This is a genomic window from Nitrobacter sp. MLSD-S21 (assembly GCF_058809865.1).
Genome location: NZ_JBXASZ010000001.1, coordinates 218099 through 232489 on the forward strand (window position 1 = coordinate 218099; position 14391 = coordinate 232489).

At 58.1% G+C, this 14391-nt stretch carries 13 protein-coding genes; 11 read left to right on the forward strand and 2 right to left on the reverse strand.

All coding sequences use genetic code 11. The features are described 5' to 3' along the window. Window positions 1-235 precede the first annotated feature (235 nt). Both AC1RT6_RS01040 and AC1RT6_RS01045 read left to right on the forward strand, forming a co-directional pair. The gene (locus tag AC1RT6_RS01040) at window positions 236-988 is read left to right on the forward strand and encodes a S1 family serine peptidase (RefSeq protein ID WP_472790191.1); all 753 of its coding nucleotides are present in this window, start codon (window positions 236-238) and stop codon (window positions 986-988) included. 135 nt (window positions 989-1123) lie between these two features. Then, window positions 1124-1762, forward strand: a complete 639-nt coding sequence (locus AC1RT6_RS01045; protein ID WP_472790189.1) for a recombinase family protein — start codon at window positions 1124-1126, stop codon at window positions 1760-1762. A 296-nt stretch (window positions 1763-2058) separates the two neighbouring features. On the opposite strand, the gene AC1RT6_RS01050 is transcribed toward AC1RT6_RS01045, so the two are convergent. Next, window positions 2059-3399, reverse strand: coding sequence for a hypothetical protein (locus tag AC1RT6_RS01050; protein ID WP_472790187.1), 1341 nt, complete (start codon window positions 3397-3399; stop codon window positions 2059-2061). A gap of 423 nt (window positions 3400-3822) precedes the next feature. On the opposite strand from AC1RT6_RS01050, the gene AC1RT6_RS01055 reads away from it, so the two are divergent. The 7 genes from AC1RT6_RS01055 to guaA all read left to right on the forward strand — a co-directional run bounded on the left by AC1RT6_RS01055 (window position 3823) and on the right by guaA (window position 11327). Next, window positions 3823-4809, forward strand: coding sequence for a tyrosine-type recombinase/integrase (locus tag AC1RT6_RS01055; protein ID WP_472790185.1), 987 nt, complete (start codon window positions 3823-3825; stop codon window positions 4807-4809). 251 nt (window positions 4810-5060) lie between these two features. Further along, window positions 5061-5309, forward strand: a complete 249-nt coding sequence (locus AC1RT6_RS01060) for a hypothetical protein (RefSeq protein ID WP_079447142.1) — start codon at window positions 5061-5063, stop codon at window positions 5307-5309. A gap of 179 nt (window positions 5310-5488) precedes the next feature. Continuing rightward, window positions 5489-6985 carry an IMP dehydrogenase gene (gene guaB, locus AC1RT6_RS01065; RefSeq protein WP_079447195.1) on the forward strand — a complete coding sequence of 499 codons (1497 nt, stop codon included), beginning with the start codon at window positions 5489-5491 and terminating at the stop codon, window positions 6983-6985. A 206-nt stretch (window positions 6986-7191) separates the two neighbouring features. After that, complete coding sequence (locus tag AC1RT6_RS01070) at window positions 7192-7809, forward strand: hypothetical protein (RefSeq protein ID WP_079447141.1); 618 nt, start codon at window positions 7192-7194, stop codon at window positions 7807-7809. 47 nt (window positions 7810-7856) lie between these two features. After that, window positions 7857-8276, forward strand: coding sequence for an MAPEG family protein (locus AC1RT6_RS01075; protein ID WP_079447140.1), 420 nt, complete (start codon window positions 7857-7859; stop codon window positions 8274-8276). 28 nt (window positions 8277-8304) lie between these two features. Next, entirely contained in the window at window positions 8305-9606 is a 1302-nt protein-coding gene (locus AC1RT6_RS01080) for an RsmB/NOP family class I SAM-dependent RNA methyltransferase (protein ID WP_493028927.1), read from the forward strand. A 101-nt stretch (window positions 9607-9707) separates the two neighbouring features. Continuing rightward, the gene (gene guaA / locus AC1RT6_RS01085; RefSeq protein ID WP_079447138.1) at window positions 9708-11327 is read left to right on the forward strand and encodes a glutamine-hydrolyzing GMP synthase; all 1620 of its coding nucleotides are present in this window, start codon (window positions 9708-9710) and stop codon (window positions 11325-11327) included. 106 nt (window positions 11328-11433) lie between these two features. On the opposite strand, the gene AC1RT6_RS01090 is transcribed toward guaA, so the two are convergent. Next, window positions 11434-11730, reverse strand: coding sequence for a YdeI/OmpD-associated family protein (locus tag AC1RT6_RS01090; RefSeq protein ID WP_079447194.1), 297 nt, complete (start codon window positions 11728-11730; stop codon window positions 11434-11436). 409 nt (window positions 11731-12139) lie between these two features. Here AC1RT6_RS01090 and AC1RT6_RS01095 point away from each other — a divergent pair, with 409 nt between their 5' ends. Together AC1RT6_RS01095 and AC1RT6_RS01100 are read left to right on the forward strand one after the other, a co-directional pair. Beyond that, the gene (locus tag AC1RT6_RS01095; protein ID WP_374708917.1) at window positions 12140-12430 is read left to right on the forward strand and encodes a helix-turn-helix domain-containing protein; all 291 of its coding nucleotides are present in this window, start codon (window positions 12140-12142) and stop codon (window positions 12428-12430) included. Window positions 12431-12444: 14 nt separating this feature from the next. After that, the gene (locus AC1RT6_RS01100) at window positions 12445-14235 is read left to right on the forward strand and encodes a SulP family inorganic anion transporter (RefSeq protein ID WP_079447192.1); all 1791 of its coding nucleotides are present in this window, start codon (window positions 12445-12447) and stop codon (window positions 14233-14235) included. Window positions 14236-14391: the final 156 nt, after the last annotated feature.

Here is a 14391-nt window from a genome sequence, read left to right on the forward strand (position 1 = left end):
TCCACCACTACCAACTAAGTCACTTCCGAAAATCCTAAAAATTTTCGCGTGGATATATAGGAACAGTGCGCGTTGAGTTTCCCCCGTACGTGCATTGCGGTGATCGTTAGGTTGCGACTGTGTTGCGATTTGTAGCAGAGGGTGCAGCTTCGATATACCTGCGCACGACTGATACCCGTCCGAGGTCAGAATGTTAGATCGACGCCTTCTCTATGCAGCTCATAGAATTTCGCTTATGCACTTCGGCCCGGATGGCTCTCCGAAGGAGGTGCATGGCACCTGCTTTTTCGTGAAGTCAGACGCAGGACTATACGGTGTCACAAATAGGCATAATCTCGACCTCGCCTTCAAAGACCAGAAATATGTCGGCTACAAGTTGGAACACTTCAAGATAGCCGGTTTCGCGGATAACGACCATTATTATGAAGGCGCGCCGACTGAGCCCATTCGCTTTGTTTTCCCAATAAATCAGTTCGAGGACGTAGCCGTCTTCGACTTGACCAACAAGCAGATGCATTATCGTCGGAAACGTAAGCAGGGAGAGGACATCAACGTCACGTTGGGAGCCCCTTCTGTTTTTGCCATCGACGCTTCAATGCTTGCCCACACGGATGACTTGAAGCGTATGTCCGCTGGCGCTCCCATCTTTATGCCGAGCTACTCGCTTCTCTATGACAGAAGCAGCGAGCGTCCGGTGATGCGGGGCGGTATCGTTTCAAGCGATCCCGATAGCGATTATCTCACTGACGGTCAGGAGCCAGCACGTAGAGTTTTGTATCAGGCGCAGTCTGCCGAGGGAGCTTCCGGTGCCCCCGTCTTCGCCCTAATGGACACCGAAGGAGTGCTTTTGGGCATCAATGCCGGGCAGCTTCTCCTTCCAAGCACACTGCCCTCTGGATTTTCTTATTGCTTCAAGGCGGCTTGTATTTGGGAGTGTGTTGAAAAATTGAGGTGTCAGGATTTGTCGGACCGCGCGGTAGGCGACTGAGTTTGCCGTTCTCATTGAGTATACTCTAGCGAGACACGAGCGCGAGACGCGATCTGTGTCTCACATGGGTATCTTTACAATTATGAGACGTTGTGCAATGAAGGGTCTAGACCCTAACGAGACAAGGATATCCGCATGACCGTTTTCGGATACGCACGCGTCAGCACCGCCGATCAAGACCTAACCGTACAGCAAGACGCGTTGAAGGCTGCCGGGTGTGAGACGATACGCGCAGAGAAGGTGAGCGGCTCGACCACCAAAGGGCGCACAGAGCTTGCAGTCCTGCGCGACTTCATGAGGAATGGTGACACACTAGTCGTAACACGGATTGATCGACTAGCTCGTTCAATAGGAGACCTACAGGACATTGTACGTTCCTTAAAAGAGCAAGGCGTCGCTCTACGCGCAACAGAACAGCCGATCGACACCAGCACCGCAGCAGGAAAAGCGTTCTTGGATATGCTCGGTGTGTTTGCTGAGTTTGAGACAAACTTGCGTAGGGAGCGACAACTAGAGGGGATTGCTCAGGCGAAAGTACGAGGTGTGTACAAGGGCCGGAAGCCTACAGTTGATGTTGCTAAAGTTCGCGAGTTGCAAGCAGCAGGCATGGGACCAACTGCGATTGCAGAGAAGCTACAGATTGGGCGTGCATCTGTGTATCGCGTTCTGAATACACGAACAGCGAGGAGACATAACACAGACGCTAACTCCGGCAACCAGAAGCGGAGCGCGGCAGAAATTGAGCGAGACGCAAAACTTGGGCTGATAGATTGAGGCTGCCCGTCATGGGCCTCAGAAGCCCGCTGATGGTAGCTGAAAATTCGTTGAGAACTTTGCTCCGCATCAAGCGAAAACGCACCGGTAGGCTGCAGTGACCGCCGTGCCCTGCAACAAACCCGCTCCCTATTAGGAAGACCGCACTCCCCGGGAAGAATGCGCGCGTGTTCGAGCCTAGGATGAAAGCCGCCCATCTTTGCATCCCGGCAACGGCTCTGCAAATATTTGAGACTTCGCCGGAATTTCCTTAGCCGTCCTAGTAATGCCCATGGCTTAGCGCAGCTACCATGGGTTTAATTCCTTGGGATACTAAACCAGTTATCTAATCTCCTTTCATGACCGGCATATTTCCCTAGCAGGCCAGATAGAGGGTTTGCCATGTCAGTATCATCATCTTCATCCTCCCATCGAACCCCTGCATTGATTACATCGAACTTTGTTTTCGCGACGACATCCGTACCAACTTCCGTACGAAACTCATCCTCCATGATCTTTTCAAGTTCGCACTTTAATGCGTGATGAACGATGAAGCTGTCATGTATTGGTAGACAGACGTAACCGCTAGATAAGAAGCGCAGCATAATACGATTAGCGATTTTTGCGTCTCTGTTCTGCAAACGTAAGCCATACCCTGTATTGAAAAAGTGCGCGATCGGTTCGTGCCTTAGTCTGATGAGCTTCACAAGCTGCGACCATGACATGCCGAACTGCTGCCCATCAAAGTCCGGTGTCGCTCTCGTTCCCTTTGATGCATTCACTAGTTTATTGAATGCAATCTTTACAATGTGTCTAGGTACGTTGGGTTTGCCAATATCGTAAGGATCAACACCCGGATCGAGCTTCACACCAGCCTCTGCGTACAATAAAGCAGGGTGCATCCCCGAGTAATCGATCTCGACGATATGTTTTCCGTTGATTGTTATATGTGCACGGTATTCCTTAGGTATGGTCTGCCACCAACCTCCGTAGAAACGTCCGCCTTGGCCCCAATCGTTGTTGTTGAAAATTCTCCGTAGGCGCTTTGCAGTCAGATCAAGACGCGCTGGCTTATTTTCGTCCTTTCGATGCTTGCCGAGCATTCTTGCATTTAGGTCCCCCATTTGACTGTCCGGTATAAATAGATCGAGCCAATGCGATGCGAGTGCTGCATTGATCTGGTTGAGATCAGAACGCATTTTCCTCGTCGTACTATTGTCCCTATATTCAACGTCACCCTTGCCATCACGCAAAACGATGACTTCGCTCGCATCTGGACGATGGTTTAACTTTGCTAATGTCAACGCGCCCGGTCCAGTCAGTAAATCGATTAGCTTTTGCGTCGCGCGTATTCGAGTAACGCGACCAATTCCGGTGCGCGGATCATGAAATCCCTTGAGAACTTTCTCTGCATATTCAAGCGCGAGGAGACCACGAAGTACCGAGACGAGTGCGTCATATCTAAGGAACAGCGCATCATACCGCGTGCGTCTAGCAAAACTTCTCTTGCCAAGGGCTACTCCAACCGCAGAGATTGGGTCGGATTGCCAAGCAACGTACAAGTCAAGAATGAGAGCTCTTACTGTGTCACTGAACCGATTGGCGTTAGCTCGCGAGCGTGCCCGGCTCCGTTTCTCGAGCAAGCCAATCTCGCTCACCAGATCGGCGAGGCATACCCGCAGTTCCGGGTGATCGGACCATCGGTGCACGTCCAGCGGTCTGGATAGCACCCCGGGCCGCCTCTCAGGTCTTTCTGCGCTGCGTTGGCGTATTCGCGCGCGTATCTGTTTTTTTGCCATTCTTAGTGGAAACCTCGCGACGTCTCAGTTCGTTTTCTACAGCCCTCCGCACGAACTCTGTGCGGTCTTCTTCCGGCGCTAGGACGTCGGCTATGCGGTCAAACGTCCCATCAGCGAACCGGGCTTGCATGTCTTCGCTCCATCGTTTTTTGCGTCCCATCTCTGAAGTGCCGCTGCGAGTCTGAATTTATTTCTCATATGAGTTATTGACCAAATAAATCATACTAGTTATAGCCGATTCTCAGAGCAGGCTAATGCTGTAGCCATCCTAAGGCGCAACCGATGTTGAAACTCGTGAGGCGGCACGGCTCGCCGTACTGGTATTTACGCGGCACCGTCAGGGGCATCAGCGTGGACGAAAGCACTAAGATTGCTATCCGAGAGCGCAGGCTCGCGGAAGAGTACAAGACGACCAGAGAGAAAGACCTGCTCGAAGAGAGCATCCATGGTAAGCGCGTAACTGCGCTCTTCTCTCAGGCTGCACTTAGCTACATCGAAAACGGTGGCTGCAAGAGCTACCGATTAGCCGACATACTAGCGCACTTTGGTACAACGAAGCTGTCTAAGATAGGCGCAGAGGAAATTCATGCAGGTGCTAAGACTTTGTTCCCCGGAATGCAGCCAGCGTCTCGCCGTACGCACTACTATACACCGATGTCTGCGATCCTGTCGCACGCTGTGGCACTAGACTGGTGCAACAAGGTTACGTTCGAGTGGCCTGCCACGAACGATGGTGTAATACGCTGGCTCACTAAGGAGGAAGCGCACAGGTTCATAGATCAAGGGCGACACATAAAGCCTCTGCTCATGTTCCTGTTCTATACTGGTGCTCGTATCGGTGAGGCTATGGGTTTGCAGTTGCAGGACTTAGACCTAAAGCGCAGGCATGTGCAGTTCATTGATACGAAGAACGGTACGGACCGTGGCGTGCCTCTGCATCCGTTAGTGGTAGATGCTCTATATGAAATGCTATCAGCGCGACGGCTTAACGGCGGTGATGTATTCCGTCGAGTTGACGGCGCTGAGTATCCGAAGGACACGCGGCCTAGTGACAGGATCAAGACCGTGTTTAAGCGGGCCGGTAAGCGGGCCGGTATCGAGAAATTCAGGATACACGACACGCGCCACACATGGGCAACGTGGCACTATCAGAAGAACCGCGACCTCGGCGCGCTACAGCGGCTCGGTGGCTGGAAGACGCTTGATATGGTCATGCGGTACGCTCACACGAACGTTGACGAACTTAGCGATACCATCGACCGGCTTTAACAACACGGGAAAAATCCGGGAAATTAAAGCAGCAGTGTAAATAACCTTTGTGCCGCAATGACTTCTATCCGCTCTCCTTGTTTTCCATGAACAGGGCGGCGGCGACGATCAGCGGGATCAGGCGTTCTTTGTTCATGCAAGTGCTGAGGGCAAGCGGATGGGAGGCGGGCTGTAGCACCGATTTGGGCCGGCGCGCTATTGCGGAGCGGCCAAGCGTTCCTAAATCCTTGGTGTGTTTGGGAGGGCCAACGATGATCTATGTGCTCGCTGCCTTGCTGCCGCCGCTCGGACTGCTGTTCAACGGTCAGCCATTCTCGGCAATCCTGAACGTGGTCGTGATCGTGTTTTGCGTCATTTTCGGGTGGATTTTCCCCGTCCTTTTCCTGGTGCCGTCAGCGCACGCCGTGATTGCTGTCTACATGAAGCGGGAGGATCGCCGGCACCGTGAGGTGGTCGACGCGATCCGGGAGCATGGGCCGCCTCCGAACTATCCGCGTTGAACGGACGGGAAAAGCCCCTGCATGGCAGCCAGACGCTTTGATTCCCGGGATTGCCGTGCTATCGACCACCGCCAATCCATTCGATGGAACTTAATTCGTCGGCGACGCTAGGGCGTCGCCGACCGGCCATTCCATCCTGATGGGTTTCGCGGCGACCGCGCCGCCCAATGGAGTTGGCGATGGCGCTTGGAAACGGATTTCGGGATATCAAAGAAGCCTACACGTTCGACGACGTCCTGCTCAAACCCGGTGCGTCCGACATCCTGCCCTCCGAAGCCGATATCAGCTCCCGCGTTACCCGCGCCATTCCGCTCAACATCCCGATCATGGCCTCCGCCATGGATACCGTTACGGAGGCGCGCATGGCGATCGCGATGGCGCAGGCCGGAGGCCTGGGTGTCATCCATCGCAATTTCGATGCGGAAGGCCAGGCCGCGCAAGTGCGGCAGGTGAAGAAATTCGAGTCCGGCATGGTGGTCAATCCACTGACGATCGGTCCGGACGCGATGCTGTCCGACGCGCTGGCCCTGATGAGCGATCACGGCTTTTCAGGCATTCCGGTGACGACCGGCGGCAGCGGGGCCTCTCCGGGCAAGCTTGTCGGCATTCTCACCAACCGTGACGTCCGCTTCGCGACTGACCCGCGGCAGAAAGTTTCCGAACTGATGACGCACGAAAACCTCGTGACGGTGCGTGAGGGCGTCAGCGAGGAAGAAGCCAAGCGGATGTTGCACCAGCATCGCATCGAGAAACTACTGGTCGTCGACGAGCAGTACCGCTGCGTCGGTCTCATCACCGTCAAGGACATGGAAAAAGCGGTGGCGCATCCGCTGGCTAGCAAGGACGCGCAAGGCCGGCTGCGGGTCGCTGCGGCAACCACGGTCGGCGAAGGCGGTTTCGAACGCACCGAGCGACTGATCGATGCCGGCGTTGATCTGATCGTCGTGGACACCGCGCATGGTCACTCCAGCCGCGTGCTGGAAGCGGTCAACCGCATCAAGCGGCTGTCGAACGCTGTACAGGTCATCGCGGGCAACATCGCCACGACGGAAGGCGCGCAGGCGCTGATCGATTCCGGTGCCGACGCCATCAAGGTCGGCATCGGTCCGGGCTCGATTTGTACCACCCGTATCGTTGCCGGCGTCGGCGTGCCGCAACTCAGCGCCATCATGGATGCGGTCGAGGCGGCGAGTAAGGCCGACGTGCCGGTGATCGCCGACGGGGGCGTCAAGTATTCCGGCGATCTCGCCAAGGCGCTCGCCGCCGGTGCGGACATCGTCATGGTCGGCTCCCTGCTGGCGGGCACCGACGAAACGCCCGGCGAGGTGTACCTGTGGCAGGGTCGCTCCTATAAGGCCTATCGCGGCATGGGTTCGGTGGGAGCGATGTCGCGGGGATCAGCGGACCGCTATTTCCAGCAGGACATCAAGGATACGCTGAAGCTCGTTCCGGAAGGCATTGAGGGACAGGTGCCTTATAAGGGACCCGTCGGCAACGTCATGCACCAGCTTGCTGGCGGCCTGCGCGCGGCTATGGGGTATGTCGGCGCGCGCAACATCGCCGAATTTCATGGCAAGGCGCGTTTCGTCCGCATCACCGGCGCGGGCTTGCGCGAAAGCCACGTCCACGATGTCACGATCACGCGCGAAAGCCCGAACTATCCAGGCGGCAGCTAGCATCCTCAATCGAAAGTTTACGCGCAGCACTCGCAAAATGAAACGAACTCGCGCCTTGGTGAGGGTAAATCGCCCAAATTGAGCCGCACAGCGGCGCGAAAACGGGTTACTGTGTACTGCCGAGATTTCCTGCCCGGGGATAGCGCTTTCGTTGCGCCGTTTTCCGGAAATGACATTAACGGACCATCACAAGAGAATCTAAGAACATGGTCGATTGGACAGACGACAGAATTGGGGAGCTCTCAGATTCCGGTCTCAAAAACCTGCTGGCGAATGCAGAGCGGAAATCGGTCGATGATCTTGTCGCGCGATGCCAGGCGGAGCTCGAAAAACGAAATGCCCTGAAGCCGCGGAAGGCTGCAAAAGCGCGCACCGGTCTGAAGGATTTTGAGCACGAGATGTCGTCGCAGCTTGCTGCCATCGGCCGGCGAATGGCGGAGAAATACGATCTGTCGGAAGAAACCGCGAAGGCGAAGTCAGCCGGCGTCAAGGGCTTCCGGGCGCACAAGCTGGTTGGTGGCGATGGCTTGGCCAAGCTCGGTGGATTGCAGCGCGCGGGATTCGTCGCGGTCGATCGCTACATCTCCTATCGGCGCGGCAACGATATCGTCTCCCTCGGTGTGTTCCTGCCCAAGAATCAGGACATGTCGGAACACAAGTTCTTCGTGATCGCGCCGCAGGCGATGCTCGACGGTGGCGCGCCGGTTGATGCCATCCGCGACAACCACGGCCAGAAGCAGTCCGCCGACGGCGCGCTCATGTTCGATGATCTGGAAGCCGCCGCTGCTGCTTTCGACAAGGTTCTGGCCACGATTGCGGCCTGAGTTTATCCCGTCCTTGCCAAGTCGCGGCGCAATCCAGAGGCAACGAGATGTCTGTTCAAGCGGTGCTTTTGCCCGTTTTCGTGTTGGTCGGGCTGGCGTTCGCCTTGCTGATGGGAATGGCCGTTGCACGGACGAGGTCTTTGAGGTTGGGGGAGACCCGGTTCGAAGATATCGCGCTGCGCGAGCCGAACTGGTCCGCACGCCCCACGCAGATTGCAAACTGCTTCAGCAACCAGTTCGAAATACCAGTACTGTTTTACATCCTGATCGCGTTGGCGCTACCGCTTCGTCACGCCGATCTTGTCATCGTGGTGTTGTCGTGGGTATTCGTCATCACCCGGTTCGTGCATGCCGGCATCTTCGTGACCTCGAACAATGTGCCACAGCGGGGATTGGCGTGGTTCGTGGGCGTGGTGGTGCTGCTGGTCATGTGGATTTATTTCGCGCTCCGCATGATGCTCGTGTAGGCGTCGCCGCCAAGATCGGAAGTCGACCATGACACCCGCCGCGCGGCTCTCCGCAGCAATCGAAGTGATTGAAGCTATCGACAACCAGCGGGTACCGGCCGCGAAGGCGCTCAAGGAGTGGGGCACCGCACACCGCTTCGCGGGCTCCGGTGATCGTGCCGCAGTCTCCGGACTGGTCTACGACATGTTGCGTCGTCAGGCTTCCAGCGCCTGGATCATGGATGACGACACCCCACGCGGCCGTCTGTTCGGAATGTTGAGGCTGGAGCGCGGCATGAATACCGACGCTATCGCGTCGCTATGCGACGGCAGCCGTTTTGCGCCCGGACCGCTGACCGATGGGGAGCGGCAGGCGTTGACCTCGCGCTCGCTGCTGGACGCGCCCGCCCATGTCGCTGGCGACTATCCGGAATGGCTCGACCCTTACTTAATCGAGGCGTTCGGCGACGATCGCGCGGCGGAGACGGCCGCGATGGCGCGCCGCGCGCCGCTGGATTTGCGGGTCAACACGCTGAAAGCAAAACGCGAGAAGGTTTTGGGATCGCTGCGACATCTCGGCGTGACGGCGACGCCGTGGTCGCCGTTCGGCTTGAGAATCATGCTGGGCGCAGATGCGCGCAATCCCGGCATTCAGGCCGAGGAAGAATTCGTCAAGGGTGCCGTCGAGGTGCAGGACGAGGGTTCACAAATCGCGGCGCTGCTGTCCGGAGCCAAGCCGGGCGAGCAGGTGATTGATCTCTGCGCCGGCGCTGGTGGCAAGACGCTGACGCTGGCCGCCATGATGCAGGGCAGGGGCCGTCTTATCGCGACCGATCGCGACAAGCGGCAGCTTGCGCCGATCCATGAGCGGCTGTCCCGCGCTGGGGTGCATAACGCAGAGGTCCGGACCCCGAAAGGGGAAGCCGAACCGTTGTCCGATATCAGGGAGTCGGCCGATCTGGTGCTGATCGATGCGCCCTGCACTGGGACTGGCACCTGGCGGCGCAATCCCGACGCGAAATGGCGGATGCGGCCCGGTGCGCTCGACATACGTTTGAAGGATCAGGCCGAAGCACTTGATCGGGCAGTCGCTTTTGTCAAACCGGGCGGACGTATCGCTTACGTCACTTGTTCGGTATTGCCGCAGGAAAATGGCGAGCAAATCCTTAAGTTTATCGACCGGCATTCAGATTTTAGGGTGATACCGCCGTCGCAGACCGCGTCCGTGTTGTGGGACATGACAGACGATTTTCTCGCAGCGGTTTATTTGTCGGACGAGGGGCTTCTGATGACACCGCGGCGGACGGGAACGGACGGGTTTTTCGTTTCGGTGATGCGGCGACAGGGATAGGGAGCGCGCCACCCCCCTGGTCGCATGGGGAGAGGCGGAAGCGTGTGTGTTCTCTTCCTTTCCCCGTTGCGACCCCGCAGCCGCTCGCGTATTTGCTTGCCATGATAGGCAGTTCATCCGCGCTTCCGTCCGCCGAGCATTCCCCTCACGCGATCTCCGCGCACGACAAGATTCTCATCATCGATTTCGGTTCTCAGGTCACGCAGCTGATCGCGCGGCGTGTGCGGGAGGAGGGCGTCTATTCTGAAATCGTACCCTTCCAGAAGGCAGAAGCAGCCTTTCTTGAGATGAAGCCGAAGGCGGTGATCCTGTCCGGTGGGCCGGCCTCAGTGCTCGACAAGGAGGCGCCCGCGGCACCGATGGCGATTTTCAAGGCCGGTGTGCCCGTACTCGGCATCTGTTATGGCGAGCAGACAATGGCCCGACAGCTCGGCGGCACGGTCGAGGCCGGCCATCATCGCGAATTCGGCCGCGCTGTCATCGAGGTCACCGATGCCTGCGTGCTGTTCGACGGCGTCTGGGAGAAGGGCGGCACACACGATGTCTGGATGAGCCATGGCGACCGGGTAACAAAGCTGCCCGAGGGCTTCCGGGCCGTGGCGAAAGCGCCGGGCTCGCCGATCGCGGTGATCGCCGACGACGCGCGCAAGTTCTACGCGATGCAGTTCCATCCCGAGGTGGTGCATACCCCCGACGGGGCAAAACTGATCCGCAATTTCGTCCGCAAGGTCGCCGGGTTGAAAGGCGACTGGACCATGCGCGCGTTCCGCGAGGAGGCGATCGAAAAGATCAGGGCGCAGGTCGGCAAGGGGCGGGTGATCTGCGGCCTGTCCGGCGGTGTCGACTCCTCGGTAGCGGCGATCCTGATCCATGAGGCGATCGGCGATCAGCTCACTTGCGTGTTCGTCGACCACGGCATGCTACGCAAGGACGAGGGCAAGACGGTGGTGGATCTGTTCCGCCATCACTACAACATTCCGCTGGTCCATGTTGATGCGTCGAAGAAATTCTTGGGTGAGCTTGCTGGCGTTACCGATCCGGAAGCGAAGCGTAAAACCATCGGCCGTCTCTTCATCGACGTGTTCGAGGCGGAAGCAAAAAAGATCGCAGCCTTGGGAAAAGGATCGGCTGACTTCCTGGCCCAGGGCACACTTTATCCCGATGTGATCGAGAGCGTGTCGTTCACCGGCGGCCCTTCGGTAACGATCAAGTCGCACCACAATGTCGGCGGCCTGCCGGCCCGCATGAACATGAAACTGGTCGAGCCGCTGCGCGAGCTGTTCAAGGATGAAGTGCGCGTACTGGGGCGCGAACTGGGGTTACCGGAGATTTTCGTCGGCCGTCATCCGTTCCCGGGGCCGGGTCTCGCGATCCGTTGCCCCGGTGAGATCACCCGCGAAAAGCTCGATATCCTGCGCGAGGCCGACGCCGTCTATATCGACCAGATCCGCAAGGCCGGGCTTTATGACAAGATTTGGCAGGCGTTCGCCGTGTTGCTGCCGGTGAAGACGGTCGGAGTGATGGGCGACGGCCGGACCTATGACTATGTCGTTGGCCTGCGCGCCGTGACGTCGACCGACGGTATGACCGCGGACTTCTATCCGTTCGACATGCAATTCCTCGGTGCGACCGCGACAAGGATCATCAATGAGGTCAAGGGCGTGAATCGCGTGGTGTATGACGTGACGTCAAAGCCGCCCGGCACAATCGAGTGGGAGTGATTCACGTCTGGCAAGGATTGTCAGACCTCGTGATCCCGCTGCTTCAAGGTGAAGGATCGTGGAGCGCTGGCGACCGCGCTCAAGCCGGTTTACGGCCCTTTCTTCCCTACCGATCAATCAAGACTGCCTGTTGCCATGGGCTTGGCGCTTTGTCGGTACGGTGAATGCAGCCTGTCCAGCAGCAAGGGCGTTTGTTGCCCTCCAACAGTTCGTCACAGGCCCGTTCGATGCGACGCTGGCGCGTCTTTGGTTGTTTTGCATCATCCACCCAGCAGATGAACTCATTCCGACCGAGCGGCGTCAGGCTTTCCCATAACACAAAGACTTTTGGATCCGATCGCAACGCTGCTTGAAGGTCGTCACGTGCTTCGTGGACAGTGCCATGTGGGAAAGTGTTCGCCATGCAACCTCCAACGGTGCGGCTGGCCGCCTGGTTCATCCGCTCCAATAGAATGGCAGCTTCCGAGGTGGTTGCTGGACGATAGAATGTCCACGGTAAAGTCTTCCCCCGACCTCGGTCGATCCGCGGCATGTGGCGGGGTGCCTCGCCCCCTGTTGTTGCGTCTGCTCCGGTTTTCCTGCCGGGGCGCTGATTGTCCATCGCCGGCTCGGTCAGGAAGGCTGACCTGTCGTGGAAAAATCGCAGCCTGATATTGAGGCGGCGCGGGCAGTAATAGCCGGGCGACGAAGGTATCTGCTACAAGGTGCGGTTATTTGTCGTACTTGATATTTCAAATGTAAAGTAAGATACATTACGAATGTAAAATAGGGTACATTGAGCCGGGAGAGCGAGCCTGATCACCTCCACGCAAATGCGTGCTGCCCGCGCCTTACTCGGCACCGACCAGAAGCAACTGGTCGAGATGTCCACGGTGTCGCAGCCGATGATCGAGCGGATGGAGGCCAGCGAGGGGATCGTGCATTGGGTCGTCCACACGCTCACCAAAATCGTCGAGAACGCGAGAAGCGAGGGGACGGATGCAGAGCCCGCTTCACGCACCCAGACTCCCCACCAGGCGATAACACATTCTAACCAAAAGCAAAAATTACCGGACGGCAGCTGCCTGCCCCCGGATGATCCCTCCATTCATCAAGCGGCATAAAATAAGGGATGGCTATGACTGCGCGATCGGTTGAACCGACCTTTGTTGAAGCATTTACACCCAAGCTCGTCACGGTCCTCCGGGAAGGCTACCACTTTAGGGATTTCCGCGCAGACGTTCTCGCCGGGCTGACCGTCGCCATCGTGGCGGTGCCGCTTTCCATGGCGATCGCCATCGCCTCCGGCGTGACTCCGGACCGTGGCTTGTACACTGCGATCATCGGCGGATTCATCGTCTCGTTTCTTGGCGGCAGCCGATTTCAGATCGGCGGCCCTGCGGGCGCGTTCATCGTCCTTGTCGCCACGACCGTCGCGCTTCACGGCGTGGAAGGACTGCTCCTTGCCACCGTGATTGCGGGCGTCGTCCAGCTTGTGGTGGGACTGCTGAGGCTCGGGACCTTCATCAAATATATTCCGTTTCCGGTGACGATTGGGTTCACGGCGGGTATCTCCGTGATCATCTTCGCCAGCCAACTCACCGAATTACTCGGTCTCACTCTTGCGGGCAAAGAGCCTGGGGAGCTGATTCACAAGCTGGCAGCCATTAGCGCGGCATTGCCGACCATAAACGCGGCGGCGGTGGCCGTCTCCGTACCGACGATCGCGTTGATCGTCGCGATACGTTACTTCCGTCCCTACTGGCCTGCGATGCTGATGTCGGTCGGTGTTGCCTCGGTTGCGGTTTGGTTGCTCGGCCTGCCGGTAGAGACCATCGGCACCCGTTTCGGTGGCATTCCCCAAACGCTGCCAGCACCCATGCTCCCCGTGATCTCGCTGGAGAAGATCACTGAGGTGCTGCCCGCTGCCCTGTCATTCGCGCTGCTGGGGTCTATCGAGAGCCTGTTATCGGCGGTGGTGGCCGACTCCATGAGCGGAGAGCGACACCGTTCCAACTGCGAGCTTGTGGCGCAAGGTATAGCCAACATCGTTTCCCCGTTTTTTGGCGGCTTCTGTGTAACCGGCACGATCGCCCGCACAGCGACGAATGTGCGCTCCGGTGCGCACGGCCCGGTCGCGGGCATGCTGCATGCGGTGTTTTTGTTGCTGTTCATGCTCGTCGCCGCACCACTCGCTTCGTACATCCCGCTGGCCGCGCTCGGCGCCGTGCTGGCCGTGGTCGCGTGGAACATGGCCGAAAGGCACGCATTCGCAATGCTTCTGCGTGCCTCGCGCAGCGACGCGGTGGTATTAGTGGTTACGTTCTTGCTGGTGATCTTCAGTGGCCTCATCGAAGGCATTCTTGTCGGCTTCGGTATCGCGGCGCTCCTATTCCTGCATCGCATGGCGAAGATGGTGGAAGTCGAGAACGCGCGTTCGCTGACCGACGGGGACGAGTCGGTCAGGGTCAATGGCAATGGCCGGAAAGCGTATGATGTCGCCCTCGCCACTGATCCCGATGTGGCCGTTCACCGGATTTCCGGGGCGTTCTTTTTCGGGGCGGCGGCGAATGTCGGCGCGGCGCTCGACAGTATTGGCGACCATCCGAAAGCCTACGTCATCGATTTCTCGGACGTGCCGGTGATCGATTCCTCCGGAGCTGCAGCGATTGAGGGCTTTGTGCACAAAACGCATCGCCGGCGAGCGCCCGTCTATATTACCGGAGCGTCTCCCGCGATCCGGCGCACGCTTCTGATCCATGGCGTGAAGCCGCCTTACGTGCGATTTCGCAGCGATCTGGCTGAGGGCGTCAAGGCCGCGCATAGCAGGGTCGCGCATAGCAGGGGCACGCATAGCAAGCTCGCGCAGAGCGGGGTAGCGCGGCGCGACGCGGCGGCGGAAGAGGAAGAGGAGGAGGCGCTGACGTGAGCAGCCTCCGGTGACAGGGACGGCATGTCCGCGCAGGTGATAAAAGGACAGGACGCGGCTAGGCTGCCCTAGCTGCGGACTGGCAGGATGTTTCGATCCTAACGCAAGATGCATCATTGTCGTCCCTACGGATCATTGTTGTCCTACCGGGAGGCG

Excerpts from the sequence above, each read along its gene's own strand:
- AC1RT6_RS01040 (WP_472790191.1), top strand. The coding sequence starts at position 236 with ATGCACTTCGGCCCGGATGGCTCTCCGAAGGAGGTGCATGGCACCTGC.
- AC1RT6_RS01095 (WP_374708917.1), top strand. The coding sequence starts at position 12,140 with ATGCGTGCTGCCCGCGCCTTACTCGGCACCGACCAGAAGCAACTGGTC.
- AC1RT6_RS01060 (WP_079447142.1), top strand. The coding sequence starts at position 5,061 with ATGATCTATGTGCTCGCTGCCTTGCTGCCGCCGCTCGGACTGCTGTTC.
- guaB (WP_079447195.1), top strand. The coding sequence starts at position 5,489 with ATGGCGCTTGGAAACGGATTTCGGGATATCAAAGAAGCCTACACGTTC.
- AC1RT6_RS01080 (WP_493028927.1), top strand. The coding sequence starts at position 8,305 with ATGACACCCGCCGCGCGGCTCTCCGCAGCAATCGAAGTGATTGAAGCT.
- AC1RT6_RS01055 (WP_472790185.1), top strand. The coding sequence starts at position 3,823 with ATGTTGAAACTCGTGAGGCGGCACGGCTCGCCGTACTGGTATTTACGC.
- AC1RT6_RS01045 (WP_472790189.1), top strand. The coding sequence starts at position 1,124 with ATGACCGTTTTCGGATACGCACGCGTCAGCACCGCCGATCAAGACCTA.
- AC1RT6_RS01075 (WP_079447140.1), top strand. The coding sequence starts at position 7,857 with ATGTCTGTTCAAGCGGTGCTTTTGCCCGTTTTCGTGTTGGTCGGGCTG.
- AC1RT6_RS01070 (WP_079447141.1), top strand. The coding sequence starts at position 7,192 with ATGGTCGATTGGACAGACGACAGAATTGGGGAGCTCTCAGATTCCGGT.
- AC1RT6_RS01090 (WP_079447194.1), bottom strand. The coding sequence starts at position 11,730 with ATGGCGAACACTTTCCCACATGGCACTGTCCACGAAGCACGTGACGAC.
- AC1RT6_RS01100 (WP_079447192.1), top strand. The coding sequence starts at position 12,445 with ATGACTGCGCGATCGGTTGAACCGACCTTTGTTGAAGCATTTACACCC.
- guaA (WP_079447138.1), top strand. The coding sequence starts at position 9,708 with ATGATAGGCAGTTCATCCGCGCTTCCGTCCGCCGAGCATTCCCCTCAC.